The sequence below is a fragment of the Nostoc sp. PCC 9305 genome (assembly GCF_963920915.1).
In the GTDB taxonomy this organism is placed as follows: Bacteria; Cyanobacteriota; Cyanobacteriia; order Cyanobacteriales; family Nostocaceae; genus Nostoc.
In genome coordinates, this window is the sequence record NZ_CAWUDN010000152.1 from 1 (window position 1) to 14,128 (window position 14,128).

The following is a 14,128-nucleotide window of genomic DNA, read 5'->3' on the forward strand; positions in this document are numbered from 1 at the left end:
CAGAGGCGCAGAGAACACTGAGAGAAGAAAGAAACGCTTAACTGAACTGTATTGCAATATAAATAATCAATAATTCTTCGCGTGTCCGGTGATGCTGGACTTAGGGCTGAACTTCGCGCAGGCGACGCTCCAGAAAGCGGCGTTCGCTGTCATTTGTTACCAGCATGAGCGCGATCGCGTAGCTTTGTGCGGCTGATGCTGAGGCTCCGATGCGGCGCAGCATCTCGGCACGGGTGGCGTGAAATAGATGGTAGTCATTAAGTTGGGGAGCAAGCCTATCAATGAGTTCGAGGGTCGTCTGAGGACTCTCTATCATTGAGATCGCCACCGCCCGGTTCAGTGACACAATCGGTGAGGGCTGCAAGCGTTCGAGCAAATCGTAGAGGCGGACAATTTGTAACCAGTCCGTTTCTTCTGCTTGTGTTGCCTGACAATGTAGTGCGGCGATCGCTGCTTGCACTGCAAAGGAACCAATCTCGCCCCGCAATGCCTCTTCAACGAGCGGTAGCGCCTCAGCAATCTGTTGTTGATTCCAGCGACTACGATCCTGATCTTCGAGCAACACCAGATCGCCTGCCTCATCCAAACGAGCATCACGCCGGGAGTCGTGCAGCAACATCAGCGCCAAGAGTGCAGTCACTTCTGAGGGCGGTTGCGGTGCCATCAACGTCCTCACGAGGCGACCCAGCCGAATCGCTTCTGTGCAGAGGTCAGCCCTCATCATCGTCTCGCCCCTAGTCGTTGCGTAGCCCTCATTAAAAATCAGATAGATCGCCGTCAGCACTGCGTCTACCCGCACAGACAGATCGGTTGTGTCCGGCACTTTATAGGGAATACCTGCATCCCGAATCTTGCGTTTGGCGCGCACCAACCGTTGCGCCATCGTTGCCGTGGGCACGAGAAACGCCCGCGCAATTTCATCTGTTTCAAGTCCGCCCAGCAGCCGCAGCGTCAAAGCAACCTGCGCCTCGATCGCCAATGCTGGGTGGCAGCAAGTAAAGATTAGCCGCAGCCGATCGTCTGGAATTTCGTCTGTATCGTAAGTTGGCTCCTCGCGGGTTGGGATTAACCCGGAGGCGGCGTACCATTCCAATTTTTCCGTCAGCCGCGTCCGCCGTCGGAGGCGATCGATGGCTTTGTATCGGGCTGTTTTGACGATCCATGCACGGGGGAGATCGGGCACACCGCTCGACTGCCATTGATTCACGGCGGCTATAAAGGCTTCCTGTACCGCTTCTTCAGCCACATCGAAATCCCCCACCAACCGGATGAGGATAGCGACGATCCGCCCCCATTCAGCCCGGTAAAGGGAGGCGATCGCTTGTTTTACGTCTGTTTTTGCGTTTGGGATTATACCTGACATAAAAAATTTTTGGCGAGGTGTCGATTTGAGTTAGCACCGTTCGACTTACTAACAAAGGGAAACAAGGGAGGTATACCTCGATCGTACTAAAGGATAAAAATTTTTGGCGGAGTGTCGATTTGAGGCAGCACCGTTCGACTTACTGACAAAGGGAAGTAACAACGGGAAATAAAGGAGGCAACCCCATGAAATATTTGCTGCTGATTTACCTGGAGGAAAATGCCCTGAGCCAAACCGAGCGGGAACATTGTTATCTAGAATCCGCGCAACTGGCACAACAACTCAACTCGAAGGGGCAGTATCTCGCAACCGCTCCACTCCACCCTGTCGCAACTGCAACCAGCGTTCGGGTACGCGATGGCAAACCACTAATAACTGACGGGCCGTTTGCAGAAACTCGCGAACAATTGGGCGGTTTTTTTCTGATTAATGCTCAGGATCTCGACGAAGCGATCGCGATCGCCGCGCGGATTCCAGGCGCGCGCGTCGGGACTGTTGAAATTCGACCTGTGATTGAAGTTGCAGGTTTGCCAGAGAATTCGTAACTGCACTCAACCTCAACCCAAAAGGAGAGATGACAATGACAACTAAAAACGCGATCGCAACTAACGAAGTTCAGATTCGCCAACTAATTGCCGAGCAACAACGCGCTATCTGCGCCAAGGATGTTGAGCAAATCATGTCCCACTATGCCAACGAGGTTATCGTCTTCGATGTTAAACCTCCTTTCCAAACCCAAGGAAAAGATGCTTGGCGTCAAGTGTGGAAAGAATGTTTGCCTTACTTCCCGGACGCCTTTGAGATTGAAACACGAGACCAGAAGATTACCGTCAGTGAAGACTTAGCGGTTGCACATTGGCTATTTCGCTTCACAGGAAGCCAAGACCATCCGGCAATGCAGACCTGGATGCGCGTCACTGCTGTCTGCCAGAAAAATCAAGGTGAATGGCAGATATTACACGAACACCTCTCGGTTCCATTCGATCCAGAGACATCTCAAGCTGTATTCACGCTTAACCCATAGCCCAATCTACTGAGTCAAGGCAATGAAACTCAATCCTTATCTCATGTTCAACGGTAACTGTGAGGCAGCGTTCAAGTTCTATGAACACTGTCTTGGCGGCAAAATTGTCATGATGCTCACGCACGGGGATGCGCCCTCAGCCGAGCATATACCAGCCGAATGGCATGACAAAATCATGCACGTCTGCCTCGATCTGGGCGATCGCCTCTTGATGGGGTCTGACAGTCCACCTGGATATTTTGAAACACCCCAAGGCTTTTCCGTACAAATCAGCGTTGACGAGCCAGCGGAGGCAGAACGCATCTTTCATATCCTGGCAGAAAACGGAAAAGTGAAGATGCCGATCGATCAAACCTTTTGGTCTGTCCGCTTTGGTATGTTGGTCGATCGATTCGGCATTCCGTGGATGGTCAACTGCCAGAAAACTGCTTGACTTGTGGGGAGGCGCTTATAGGCGTCTTCCCTGTAAAACCTCAGCGCTTTTTCGCCGATCTTTCACTGTGCAATAATTCCAAAGAAGAACCCATGAGTACTCAAATTTTCGTTAATCTGCCAGTTAAAAACCTCAATCAATCGATCGAGTTCTTTACTCAACTCGGCTTTGAGTTTAATCCTCAATTCACTGACGAAACTGCCACCTGTATGATTGTGTCCGAAAACATTTTCGTCATGCTTTTGACCCATGAAAAGTTTAAGACGTTTACTCCCAAAGAAATTTGTGATGCCACAAAAAGCACAGAAGTGCTTGTGTGTTTATCTTCTGAGAGCCGAGAACAAGTTGATGAAATGATTCGCAAGGCTGTCGCCGCTGGTGGAACAACCTACAATGAACCGCAAGATCATGGTTTTATGTATGGACATGGATTTGCTGACTTAGATGGCCACATTTGGGAAATTATCTACATGGAGCCAAGCGCAATAAATCAAGGTTGATTGCAGACATTTAAATAATGTTGCAAAGAATGTTGCAAAGCAAAATTCCAAATTACAGCTATTTTCGGTGTTGCATATTTGCGGGATGATTTTGCTAGTTTTGTGGGATGGGCATCTTGCCCGTCCCTTGTATTTCAGGGCTCTCGTGTCGCCCACCCTACAAAAATCATCCCTTGATTCAGCAACGCCCTATTTTCAAGTAAATAGCTGTAATACACAAATGCAAATACTCCTAAGCTGTTCCACATTTAAATTGCATAATTACGGCGGGCAAGATGCCCACCCCACAAGAGTTATATAAATTTTAGATATGCAAACTAGATGTGGTTTAGCTTACCTTCTTCAAATCACTCTTTGCCGCACATGTCGCCCATCAAACCCTTGCTTAATCCAATTCAGACATTCATATTCAGATTTGAATAACTTTGGAGCTGCAATATTATTCAATAACTCTGGTGGGTAATGGTCATAAAAATATTTGTCTCCTTCTTGAAAGATGATAATTAAATTGTTCCGATAAACATAGCGAGACTTAAAACTATCCCCGCGATGAACAAATTCTGAATTTTTATCGATATGCTCTTTAGCAATATCAATGATGTTACTAACGTCACTTCCATAGATTTCTGCTGGATTTTCTGCTTTGTGAAATTTGCTTCTGTGCCCAATTTCAGATAGCATTTTATACGAATAAATTTCGTAATTATCCGCCTTGCCAAAAACAAATGGAATTATGAGATATCCTTTATATGAAACTGAGTTTTCATAAAGAAGACGACTCATCTCAACCTCCTTTGATGGAACTGCTCTAAAAAATTTTTCTTTAACAGAAAAGTATTACAACCCCAATTATCTACTAAATACGCTCACCATAAACTGAGTTGATTGGGGGGATGCTCAAGGTTATTCCAAGGTAGGGGTGGAACTGGTGCGCCATTCTGTTCTAATAGCTGTTGGAAGTGACGGGCTGTGCTGGGCGATCGCGCTTCTATTGGACAATGGACAAAGAAATAAATTCGCACTCCCATCTGTAACCATTGCTGAATCTGCCTTACCCACTCTTCCATAAATGGCTGATTCACTGATAAATTCGGATGAGAAATAAACCGAATCAGAGTAAAAGGCGCTGTCACACTCAATTGCAACGGTAATTTAGGTTTTCGCCGTTCCGATTGCAACTGGGGGTCATCATCTCCAGTGTAAATGGGACGCGAGTCTAACAGTACTCGTCCGACACCTAAATTTTCTAAAAGTGCCGTCAAATTACTAGCATGGGGTTCTTTGAACCAGTCGGGATGCCGAACTTCCACGGCTAGGGGTGCTTCTGTACGCGGCCAAGCTTCTAGAAAGTTGGTCAAATCGTCAAGTAATGCAGGTGCATAACTGGGTGGTAACTGGGCAAAAATTGGGCCAAGATGCTTACCTAAAGGGCGCATTTCCTCCAGAAAATTTAAAGCAGCTGGAATATAAGGTTTTAGCAACCCTTGATGGGTAATATCTCGCGGTAATTTTAGACAAAATTCAAAACCTGTTGGTGTTTCGGCAGCCCAACGAGTTACAGTTTCTTGGTTAGGCACGGCATAAAAGGTAGTGTTACCTTCTACAGTGGTGAAGCGACGACTGTAGAGATGGAGAAAATCAGCAGTGCGAGTACCTTGGGGATAGAGTTCGCCTACCCAACCTTTATATGCCCAAACAGCACAGCCGATAAAAAAGTTCACAATGCCTAAAAGCCTTGATGTATATATTCAATTTTACACGTAGGTTGTAGGGATGGATAAAGCTAAGTGGATACATTTGTCTTTTAAGACGCGATAAATCGCGTCTCTACATGAGGGTTTTGGTGTTATGGCGCAACCTCAGTTATTGATAAATTGAACCATCAGGCATAATTGCCCCTGCTAAGTTAGTCCCAACTAATTTAACCAGAAGCCGCTCACCAGAGCGAATCCGCGCTCCCGTCAAGTCGGCTCCTCGCAAGTCGGCTCCACTGAGATCCGCTCCAATCAAATTAGCAGCGCGTAAATTCGCTTCCCTGAGATCGGCTAAAAGTAGATTTGCCCGAAATAAATTTGCTTCAGATAAATTTGCACCTCTAAGGTTGACTTTGTGCATAAAAGTGTCGCTGAGATTAGCACCGCTCAAATTGGCATAACTTAGATTTCTGCCAGATAAGTCTTTATTGCTCAAATTTGCCCGACTGTAGTCTTTGCCACTCAAGTCTGAGTTTTGCTTTGGTGGTTTCTGGATTGTTTGAGATGGTTTTTCCTGTTGAGGTGGCGGTGAGTGATGTGTAGTTTGATGTTTGGTTTTTAGAGAACGCAACTTTTCACGAGCTTCATTTATGGCTTTCAGCTTGTCTTGTGCTTTTTGCTGTAAACGGAGATTGTCTTTAGGAATGCGATCGGGATGCCAAACAAAGACTAAATCTTTGTAAGCCTGGTTCACTTCTTCAAGTGTAGCCCCAGGCTCTAATTCCAAAACTCTATAGTACCGCTCCAGATCGCTCATACGATATTTTGGTGGACAATCAACTTAATTATGAGTGATGGAGTCATTTATCCGCTGCATCATTTGTTATGGATTATGGGGCATGGGGCATTGGGCATTGGTACTAATTATTCTCCTCTGCTCCTCTGCCCCTCTGCCCCTCTGCCCCTCTGCTCCCCTGCTTTTCAACTTTCTCATCTCCCCATCTCTCCATTTCTCCATCGAGCGATCGCTCGAAAATATGCTGCAACTGGAATCTGATAGACTTCAATATAAATCCAAACAATAATTGATAAATGTGATAAGAAGGTTAATATTGTCCAAATATATGGCATCCAGGTAATGGGTTCCTTCAGATTAGCAGGAAAATAGTAAGCTACTATGCCAATTAGAGTAGTGGGAAGAATTATAAAAACTGCTGCTGCTAATCCATAACCCCAACCTAATTCCATACCTTCCAACTGGCCTTCTGTCCAACTAAACCCATTCCAACGCCAAGTTAAAGGTGGTTGCCTAGAAGGCATCTTGATTTGCTGTTGCTCTAAGTTGACTGTAAAAATCTCTTGGCAAAAGTCACAAGCCATAGCTTCCATCAATGGCATGTGAGAAATCTTACCTATTCGACAGACTGGGCAGGGGTAAGCTCCATAATAGTCGAAAGATTGGGTTAAGATTTTGGAACTGGGCATAATCAGACAGATGATCCTAAAAAATTGATCTGGTCAATGAGAATTTGGGCAGTAATGTAATGGCGGTGTCAATTCCCTGCAATAAGCTTTCGTAAGATGAAGTCAGGAGAATTAGATATTTTAACTTCTCAATCCTGGCTTTTTCTTCTGAGGTTATATAACTACTGTGATGTTTAATGACAAACCGCTTTTTTCGTCTACGCAAATAAGCAACTAGTATAATCAGAACAGGGCGTGATTTTGAATTGTGCAAAGCGTTATTAGTCTTAATCCCCAGAGTTGTACTGAGTCTATCGCTTTTTTATAGTTTGTGCAGGTCTTGACAAAGCTCACTCTTCCTGCTAGGTTTACATTAGATACGTATATTTCTTAATTTTTCCAGCAAAAAGCGCGCAAATGTTTAACACAAATTCCTACTTTTATTTTTGGTTTAGGGTGGTTCACCGGGGGTGAATTAAGTTTCCTAATGGAAACCGCCCGGTGAACCGCAGAGCAAACTCTGCGGTTTTTGTTTTTTTAAGGAGAATTTCGTTGTCATGACTTATTTCATTAGTTGGTTTTATGGCTTTTACTTTTGGCCCAGAATAAATTCCGGGTAAATAGCGTCATGCCAATGAATCAGAACGCGCCCGGAACTCTTGGTTTCGGGCTTTTTTGTTGTTATTTGAGAATGCAAAATAGAGGCACAAGGGAGAAATCAATTCAAAATTCAAAATCAAATAACTTCTGCCCCCTATCCCCTATCCCCTGCCTCCTCTTTCCCAATACTTAATTTTTCAGGAGAATATAACCATGATTAATGCCAAACTTGCTGCACAAGCCCATCTCAACCACCAGACAATCGTTAAAATCTCGAAAGAAGTCACTTTCGGCGGTAAAGAACTGGTAATTATCGGCGGCCCTTGCACCGTTGAAAGCTTAGAACAAATGGAGATAGTCGCCCAAAGGCTATCTACTGCATCAGTACAGGGGTTGCGTGGCGGTGTCTACAAACCCCGCACATCTCCCTACGCTTTCCAAGGTATGGGAGAGTCAGGATTAGAGATTTTAGCCAGGGTGCGATCGCATTACAATATGCCAGTTGTCACGGAGGTAATGTCAATTTCCCAAATTGAAGTAGTCGCCGCCCACGCTGATATGCTGCAAGTTGGTAGCCGCAATATGCAAAACTTTGATTTGCTCAAAGCTTTGGGACAAGCTGGTAAACCAATACTGCTCAAACGCGGTTTAGCAGCAACTATTGAAGAATTTGTTATGGCTGCTGAATATATCCTCAGTCACGGGAATCCTGATGTGGTGTTGTGCGAAAGAGGTATCCGCAGTTTCGACGATTACACCCGTAACGTCCTAGATTTAGGGGCAGTGGCAGCACTCAAGCAAATAACTCACTTGCCTGTAATTGTAGATCCTTCCCATGCTGTCGGCAAACGGGAGTTGGTCGCACCTGTGGCTAGGGCTGCGATCGCTTGCGGTGCAGATGGATTAATTATTGAATGTCACCCAGAACCAGAAAAATCTGTTTCTGATGCCCGTCAAGCACTTTCTTTAGAAGATATGGTGCATTTAGTTGCTAGTTTAAAGCCTGTAGCAACAGCCGTTGGGCGCAGTATATCGGATGTTGGGGCGGGTTTGGAACCTGCCCCGATTTTTTGGGCTGCTTAAATTTTACACAAGGCGATCGCTTCAATGTCTCAGCCAAAAGATTTATTTTGGGTTGATGGCAAACAGCGATCGCTTTCGTAAAATAAACTTGTTACTTCAGCGATTTCATTTGTTCTCAAACGTATTTTGGCAATACAAGCTTCTATATATAAATCTAAGTTATCGTTTTAACAAATAAGACTATTTGATTTTATTCTCTAAATCGTTTTATCCTGAAATCAGTAGATATTTTAACTTTTACTAAATAGCCTAAAGGATTTTTCGTATACCGATCTTTCAACTTTGATAATCTTAAAGAAGGACAATAACTAAATGCTAGAGCAGCAGATTGATTGCCCCATGAAACCTAAGACAAGTGCAATGATTATGAAACTTTTTCAAATCACTCTAGTGGTCTTAGTACTTTTGATCAACTTAGCAGTTGCTTTCCCATCTTGGGCAGAAAGTACGCTTTCTTTAACTAGCAATCCTAACAACTTTCAAGTTGGGCAAAAAGTCATTTGGCTTTATAAGCCCCGCACTGATTCTAGCGATGTGCAAAGAATTCCCGCCGAAATAGTCAAGTTAAGTTCTAAGCAAGTGCAAATCAAGGTTTACAAACATAACAACGAATTTGTCAATCGTTGGGTGAATCCAAACAAGCTTGAAAATTCGACAAAAATTAAATAGTCAGTAGTCATTTGTCATTTGTGATTACAAAGGACAAATGACAGCCAACAGAAAAATATTTCACAAATTATTTAGGACTGCTATAGTTAAAACTCTCTTGTGTGGGTTTCGTTTTCATAATTAGGATCTTCAGTCCCAAGCAGTTTGTCCCAGAACGTAAAGTACAAACCGTAGTGTACTTTATACTTGCGATGATGTATGGAATGATGCATAGAACCAATAAGCCACCTTCCAATCCAGTAACTTTTAGATGAGGAGGGAAATAGCTCAAATCCGAGATGGGTAAACACTGCCCATACTGTCATAGTTATCAGTGCGGCAACTAAGGTGACAAAATGCAGCGGAACTATAAAGCTTACACCTACAAAGAAAAGTGCTTGTACAATCGCTTCTGGTAAGTCGAAGGCAGAAGAACTCCAGGGCGTTGGCTCTCCTGAACGATGGTGTCCATAATGCATCCATCTAAAAATTCGAGGGTGGTGAAAGATCCGATGGATAAAATAAAAGTAAGTATCCTGAAGAATTAGCACTGCAATAAAGCTAACTATTAAATACCACAGTCCGTATTTCCAGATGTCAGCGTATAGCAGGGTTACTCCCAAATTATACTCTGAGATCATAAATGCTCCAGAAATAGCAAAAACTACTGTGGAGATTACTGATAATTCAATATCCTTTTTAATTGAACAACTCATCAACGGTTTCAAACGCAAACTCTTGTTGGCGAGAGACTTCCCTAGAACTAAATAAAAGAGCAAGTATGCTCCCCCAGCAATCAGAAAGTATCGGGCAAGAGTGATACCGAAGAAGAAAAAGCAATAATACCAAAATGAGTGGTTCGTCAATTAGACCCATCCGTAATATTAATCTGGTGAAATGAAAATGCTGATTATGTCCAATTTTTTTGGTCTTAATTACCAAAAATAACCAAATTAAGATTTAATTTGTTAATCGACAAAATCCACTGCTTATTTTACAGCATCGAGTAGTTCAGATAATATATATTAATTTTTATTAACAAAAATTAAACTAATTCTATTGCATAGATATAAATATAAATTATGACTATTTATAAAAAAGGTTATTGGTCAATTTAAATTGTAGTAAAGAGCTAAATTTTGGAACAAAGTTACAATTTATTTAAATCGTTCGTTTTTATTCTATATTTCAACAACAATTGAATTTATTTTTACCCATTGTGTTCTTTAACACCTAAAAAAACTTTTAAATCACTTTTCCTTCAATAGACCTCTTGCAAAAATATATTTTTGCACTCTTAGGGAAAAGGGAAAAGGTTAAAGGGAAAGGATTTTGAGTTTTTTTCCCCTTTTCCCCTTCCCCTTTACCCCGACTTTTGCAAGAAGTCTAATACGCTTGGGTTAAGGGCTAATGGCAAAAATTTTGGGTTTTGGAGACGCGATAAATCTCCGTCTCTACAAGTGTTTTGGTCTTATCTGAACTGTATTGATTTTTCCCTACATCTACTTTTTATAAATTAATTTGCTATGGATTTTGTTCTACTTTTGTAAACTCCAGCCCAAGGCTACTGCTACTTCAGTAGCTAATTCTAGAGGATTGAATGGTTTAGCGATCGCACTAATCATTCCCATCTGATTATAGCGACGGCGATCGGAAGCCTGGATTTTAGCAGTTAACAAAATTACTGGAATTGCTTTGGTTAATGGATTGGCTTGTAACTTTTCAAAGGTTGTGATGCCATCCATCTCTGGCATCATCACATCTAGTAAAATTGCATCTGGTTGGTAAGTCTCAGCTTTAATTATGCCCTCTTGACCGGAACTCGCAGTCACTACTTTCCAGCCTGCGACTGTTTCCAAGCAAATCTTGGCAACTTCTTGAATATACTGCTCGTTATCAACTACTAGAATTTGCTTTGTTGTCATCACTGCTATCCTCTTTTTGGTTCGGGGTAATGCTCTGAAGTAACTTCATCAGCCGTTGTTCAAATTCCTTGGTAGTCACACGCCCGTTGCTTAAAATTTCTGCATCTGGACTTTGTTGGCTATTTGTAGTTTGCTCGTAACTACTATGAATCATGGAGATGTTGGAAGAGTCTTCTAAATCAGTATTTTGGAAAGCCCTAAATAATGGCAGAGTGATGTAAAAAGTGCTACCTTCACCCAATGTACTTTCAGCCCAAATGCGTCCGCCGTGTTGTTGCATAATGCTCTTGCAAATTGCCAAACCTAAACCAGTTCCATCATGGTTGCGTGAATCTGAAGAGTCAACTTGTTGAAAGCGCTCAAAGATACTCTCAAGTTTGTCTGTTGGGATACCGCGTCCGGTATCTTTGACTGTCAACAAAACCTCATTTCCTTGTGGTTGCACCCCCAACCAAACCGTAGATCCAGCAGACGAGAATTTAATGGCGTTACTCAATAGATTTGTCAATGTTTGGACAATGCGATCGCAATCTGCCAATACTTGGCCAGATTCGGCAGAAACAGATACTTTCACTCCTGCTTTGTCAGCCAGAGGTTGCATAACATTTACTGCTTGAACGATCAAGTCAACGATATTGCAGATTTCTGGTTCCATCTTCGTCTTACCCGACTCAATCCGCTCAATGTCTAGGATGTCGTTGATTAAACGTACTAGGCGTTCGCTGCTATCAGTCGCAATTTGCAGTAGGCGTTTTCCCTGCTCTGAGTCTGTTGGTAGCAAACCACTGGCTAACATTCCTAGAGAGCCGTGAATTGAAGTTAAAGGTGTGCGGAGTTCATGACTAACAACAGAGACAAATTCATCTTTCATGCGTTCAATTTGTTTGCGCTCTGTGATATCTCGTAAAATAACCGTATAAAATATTTCCTCAGCCATCTCTATTTTGGAGATAGAAGCCTCCGCTGGAAATTCAGTACCATCCTTGCGGCGTCCATAGATTTCACGCCGTTCTCCCATCCGACGGGCAACATTGGGAGATTGGCCAAAGTCAACCACATGTTGACGATGCGCTTGAAAAAAGCGCTGTGGTAAGAGTAAATCAAGTCCTTGTCCAATCACTTCCTGGGCAGAGTAGCCGAAAATCTTCTCTGCTCCTTGATTAAACAAAGTGATACTTTGGAAGCCGTTAATGGAAATAATTGCATCATCAGCAATATCTAAAATCCGTGCAAATCGGGCTTGAGAGAACCGTAATTCTCCCTGTGTTCGTTGACGTTCATCAAGTTGTGACTGCAACTGTTGATTCACCCGAATTAACTCAGCAGTGCGCTCTGCTACTCGCAATTCCAGTTCGTTGATGGCTTGTAAATTAAGAGATGAGCGAGGCAAGGAAGAATCTACTTCCCTATCTTCCCCTGCTCCCCCTGCTTCCCCTGCCCCTCTGCCCCCCTGCCCCTCTGCCCCCCTGCCTCCCTGCACGACGCGCTGCCGCAATTTCATCCGTTCTAAGCGATTAACAATCCGGGTTACTAGTTCTGGCCCGACAATGGGCTTACTTACAAAATCATCAGCACCAACACTAAACACTCGATTTACCATTTCGGCATCGCTATGAACAGTGAGGAATAGAATGGGTAACTCACACCAGCGCGAATCATTGCGTACTAATTGGCAAAGTTCTATACCATTTGTATAAGGTAATTCCACATCCAGAATCAGCATATCTGGCGTAACTACTTCCAAGATTTCCCAGAACTGACGCGGATCTTCAAGAGCGATCGCTTTTAGTCCCCAAGGACTAAGTAAAGTTTGTAAAAATGCCTGAATTTGCGGATCGTCATCCACAATCAATATTTTACTTTCTGTATGGAGGTCATTTTGCAGTGGTTGTGTGACTGTTTCTAAAACCTGTGGGGTTGGTGATGAAGATATTATTGCTGCGTCGTTTCCGTCAATTTCCCGACGCAATAACTTTACCCAACTTTCGAGATTGGTAATCTCAGATTGACTCAGGATTTGACGAGAACTCAGTAACAATTCGATATTGCGTGCCAATTTTGAGCCAAGAGGCAAGCCAAAAGTACCTAAAGAACCTGCCAAGGTATGCGCCTCTTTGGCTGCAAGCGATCGCAAATCGAGATTTAAACTATTGTGATTTAAAGTTGCGATCGCCTCCTCCAAAACCCTCACTTGTTCATCTACCCGCCCTTGAAATCGTTGCCAAATTTCCGCAACTGCGATTAATGTTTGCTGCTGTGATTTGAGATTGGGAACCAAAGATTTTTCACGCTCTAATTCCCCCCTGCTCCTCTGCCCCTCTGCCCCTCTGCCCTTCTCCTCTGGCAGTGGTTTCAGCCGATAGCCAATACCGTAAACTGTTTCAACCAAATCATTGGGCGCTCCTACAGCTTTGAGTTTGTGTCGTAACCCTTTGATATGGGTGCGAACAGCTTCTTCTTGTGGAGTGTCTTCATAACACCAAAGATGTTCTAAAATCATGCCGCAGCTAAACACTCGGCGAGTATTTCGCAAGAATAGTTCTAACAGAGCATACTCTTTGGGAGTAAGTGGCAGCAGATTTCCAGCATAGGTTGCTTCACAGCTACTAGGATCTAGCCGCAACCCACCATACTCCAGCACAGGTTGCGAGGTTACGCCTTTACGACGCAACAGTGCCCGAACACGAGCAATTAACTCTTCTGCATCAAAGGGTTTAACTACGTAGTCATCTGCGCCTGCATCTAATCCGATCGCTTTTTCATGACTACTATCGCACCCTGTCAATAACAATATTGGCATTTGCAACCCACTAGACCGGATTTGACGACAAAGACTAATGCCATCCAGCTTGGGCAACACTACATCTAGGAGGATTAAATCATAATCGTAAGTTTGAATAAAATTCCAAGCAGCATCTCCATCAGTGGCAACTTCAACCGCATAGTTTTGGTTAGTTAAAACGGTGGTGAGTGAATATGCACTTAACTCGTCATCTTCGACAACTAAAATTTTCATGTTAAAAGCTTTCCAAGTTAAAATGGATATCACAGATAACAATTAATAAACTTAAATGGCAAATTTAATATAATATCAATACTTAATTTTAAAACATCTTCTAAAAGGTTTATATTTGCAGTTCAAAATCATTAACAAATATCAATATTGATTAATTTTAATTGGATTTTCTAGCTATCTGCTAAGGAGCAGATGGTATGGAGAAAAGAAGCATTTTCCAGACACCAGCTTCATACTACCTTACTTACAAGTTTTTCTAGTACAGAGAAGCTCAGATCCCGAACTTTTTTAAGAAGCCGCTCCAGTTCCCCTTCTCCCAACATGGGCTACGGTGTACACACATCTTTCTAGAAAACCAAAATCGTCGTAGATCCCCCT

General features: G+C 43.2%; 14 protein-coding genes. 6 read left to right on the forward strand and 8 right to left on the reverse strand.

Annotated features, from left to right (window positions below):
• Window positions 1-100: 100 nt before the first annotated feature.
• Window positions 101-1,363, reverse strand: a complete 1,263-nt coding sequence (locus ACM0OX_RS32730; RefSeq protein WP_414519116.1) for an RNA polymerase sigma factor — start codon at window positions 1,361-1,363, stop codon at window positions 101-103.
• 185 nt (window positions 1,364-1,548) lie between these two features.
• Here ACM0OX_RS32730 and ACM0OX_RS32735 point away from each other — a divergent pair, with 185 nt between their 5' ends.
• The 4 genes from ACM0OX_RS32735 (at window position 1,549) to ACM0OX_RS32750 (ending at window position 3,320) form a co-directional block, all read left to right on the forward strand.
• The gene (locus tag ACM0OX_RS32735; RefSeq protein ID WP_414519117.1) at window positions 1,549-1,908 is read left to right on the forward strand and encodes a YciI family protein; all 360 of its coding nucleotides are present in this window, start codon (window positions 1,549-1,551) and stop codon (window positions 1,906-1,908) included.
• 35 nt (window positions 1,909-1,943) lie between these two features.
• Window positions 1,944-2,387 (forward strand): YybH family protein, encoded by a 444-nt coding sequence (locus ACM0OX_RS32740; protein ID WP_414519118.1) that lies wholly within the window; start codon window positions 1,944-1,946, stop codon window positions 2,385-2,387.
• A gap of 22 nt (window positions 2,388-2,409) precedes the next feature.
• The gene (locus tag ACM0OX_RS32745; RefSeq protein WP_414519119.1) at window positions 2,410-2,820 is read left to right on the forward strand and encodes a VOC family protein; all 411 of its coding nucleotides are present in this window, start codon (window positions 2,410-2,412) and stop codon (window positions 2,818-2,820) included.
• A gap of 92 nt (window positions 2,821-2,912) precedes the next feature.
• On the forward strand, window positions 2,913-3,320 hold the full coding sequence (locus tag ACM0OX_RS32750; protein ID WP_414519120.1) for a VOC family protein: 408 nt from the start codon (window positions 2,913-2,915) through the stop codon (window positions 3,318-3,320).
• Window positions 3,321-3,662: 342 nt separating this feature from the next.
• Here ACM0OX_RS32750 and ACM0OX_RS32755 read toward each other — a convergent pair whose 3' ends face one another.
• The 4 genes from ACM0OX_RS32755 to ACM0OX_RS32770 all read right to left on the reverse strand — a co-directional run bounded on the left by ACM0OX_RS32755 (window position 3,663) and on the right by ACM0OX_RS32770 (window position 6,499).
• Entirely contained in the window at window positions 3,663-4,103 is a 441-nt protein-coding gene (locus tag ACM0OX_RS32755; RefSeq protein WP_414519121.1) for a hypothetical protein, read from the reverse strand.
• Window positions 4,104-4,186: 83 nt separating this feature from the next.
• Window positions 4,187-5,041 carry a DUF72 domain-containing protein gene (locus ACM0OX_RS32760; protein ID WP_414519122.1) on the reverse strand — a complete coding sequence of 285 codons (855 nt, stop codon included), beginning with the start codon at window positions 5,039-5,041 and terminating at the stop codon, window positions 4,187-4,189.
• Between the two features lie 142 nt (window positions 5,042-5,183).
• Window positions 5,184-5,831 carry a pentapeptide repeat-containing protein gene (locus ACM0OX_RS32765; protein ID WP_094347732.1) on the reverse strand — a complete coding sequence of 216 codons (648 nt, stop codon included), beginning with the start codon at window positions 5,829-5,831 and terminating at the stop codon, window positions 5,184-5,186.
• A gap of 173 nt (window positions 5,832-6,004) precedes the next feature.
• Window positions 6,005-6,499: a hypothetical protein gene (locus ACM0OX_RS32770; protein ID WP_292783906.1), complete on the reverse strand. Its 495-nt coding sequence runs from the start codon at window positions 6,497-6,499 to the stop codon at window positions 6,005-6,007.
• A gap of 792 nt (window positions 6,500-7,291) precedes the next feature.
• Here ACM0OX_RS32770 and aroF point away from each other — a divergent pair.
• Both aroF and ACM0OX_RS32780 read left to right on the forward strand, forming a co-directional pair.
• Window positions 7,292-8,161, forward strand: coding sequence for a 3-deoxy-7-phosphoheptulonate synthase (aroF, locus tag ACM0OX_RS32775; protein WP_414519123.1), 870 nt, complete (start codon window positions 7,292-7,294; stop codon window positions 8,159-8,161).
• 366 nt (window positions 8,162-8,527) lie between these two features.
• Window positions 8,528-8,830, forward strand: coding sequence for a hypothetical protein (locus ACM0OX_RS32780; RefSeq protein WP_289797134.1), 303 nt, complete (start codon window positions 8,528-8,530; stop codon window positions 8,828-8,830).
• Window positions 8,831-8,916: 86 nt separating this feature from the next.
• On the opposite strand, the gene ACM0OX_RS32785 is transcribed toward ACM0OX_RS32780, so the two are convergent.
• The 3 genes from ACM0OX_RS32785 to ACM0OX_RS32795 form a co-directional block, all read right to left on the reverse strand.
• A complete protein-coding gene (locus tag ACM0OX_RS32785; RefSeq protein ID WP_414519124.1) occupies window positions 8,917-9,450 on the reverse strand; it encodes a sterol desaturase family protein in 534 nt (177 codons plus the stop codon).
• Window positions 9,451-10,347: 897 nt separating this feature from the next.
• Window positions 10,348-10,734 (reverse strand): response regulator, encoded by a 387-nt coding sequence (locus tag ACM0OX_RS32790; RefSeq protein WP_414519125.1) that lies wholly within the window; start codon window positions 10,732-10,734, stop codon window positions 10,348-10,350.
• Window positions 10,706-13,750 carry a response regulator gene (locus ACM0OX_RS32795; protein ID WP_414519126.1) on the reverse strand — a complete coding sequence of 1,015 codons (3,045 nt, stop codon included), beginning with the start codon at window positions 13,748-13,750 and terminating at the stop codon, window positions 10,706-10,708. Before ACM0OX_RS32795 ends, ACM0OX_RS32790 begins: the two co-directional genes overlap by 29 nt.
• Window positions 13,751-14,128: the final 378 nt, after the last annotated feature.

Excerpts from the sequence above, each read along its gene's own strand:
- ACM0OX_RS32795 (WP_414519126.1), bottom strand. The coding sequence starts at position 13,750 with ATGAAAATTTTAGTTGTCGAAGATGACGAGTTAAGTGCATATTCACTC.
- ACM0OX_RS32740 (WP_414519118.1), top strand. The coding sequence starts at position 1,944 with ATGACAACTAAAAACGCGATCGCAACTAACGAAGTTCAGATTCGCCAA.
- ACM0OX_RS32750 (WP_414519120.1), top strand. The coding sequence starts at position 2,913 with ATGAGTACTCAAATTTTCGTTAATCTGCCAGTTAAAAACCTCAATCAA.
- ACM0OX_RS32790 (WP_414519125.1), bottom strand. The coding sequence starts at position 10,734 with ATGACAACAAAGCAAATTCTAGTAGTTGATAACGAGCAGTATATTCAA.
- ACM0OX_RS32785 (WP_414519124.1), bottom strand. The coding sequence starts at position 9,450 with ATGATCTCAGAGTATAATTTGGGAGTAACCCTGCTATACGCTGACATC.
- ACM0OX_RS32765 (WP_094347732.1), bottom strand. The coding sequence starts at position 5,831 with ATGAGCGATCTGGAGCGGTACTATAGAGTTTTGGAATTAGAGCCTGGG.
- ACM0OX_RS32745 (WP_414519119.1), top strand. The coding sequence starts at position 2,410 with ATGAAACTCAATCCTTATCTCATGTTCAACGGTAACTGTGAGGCAGCG.
- aroF (WP_414519123.1), top strand. The coding sequence starts at position 7,292 with ATGATTAATGCCAAACTTGCTGCACAAGCCCATCTCAACCACCAGACA.
- ACM0OX_RS32770 (WP_292783906.1), bottom strand. The coding sequence starts at position 6,499 with ATGCCCAGTTCCAAAATCTTAACCCAATCTTTCGACTATTATGGAGCT.
- ACM0OX_RS32730 (WP_414519116.1), bottom strand. The coding sequence starts at position 1,363 with ATGTCAGGTATAATCCCAAACGCAAAAACAGACGTAAAACAAGCGATC.
- ACM0OX_RS32735 (WP_414519117.1), top strand. The coding sequence starts at position 1,549 with ATGAAATATTTGCTGCTGATTTACCTGGAGGAAAATGCCCTGAGCCAA.
- ACM0OX_RS32780 (WP_289797134.1), top strand. The coding sequence starts at position 8,528 with ATGAAACTTTTTCAAATCACTCTAGTGGTCTTAGTACTTTTGATCAAC.
- ACM0OX_RS32755 (WP_414519121.1), bottom strand. The coding sequence starts at position 4,103 with ATGAGTCGTCTTCTTTATGAAAACTCAGTTTCATATAAAGGATATCTC.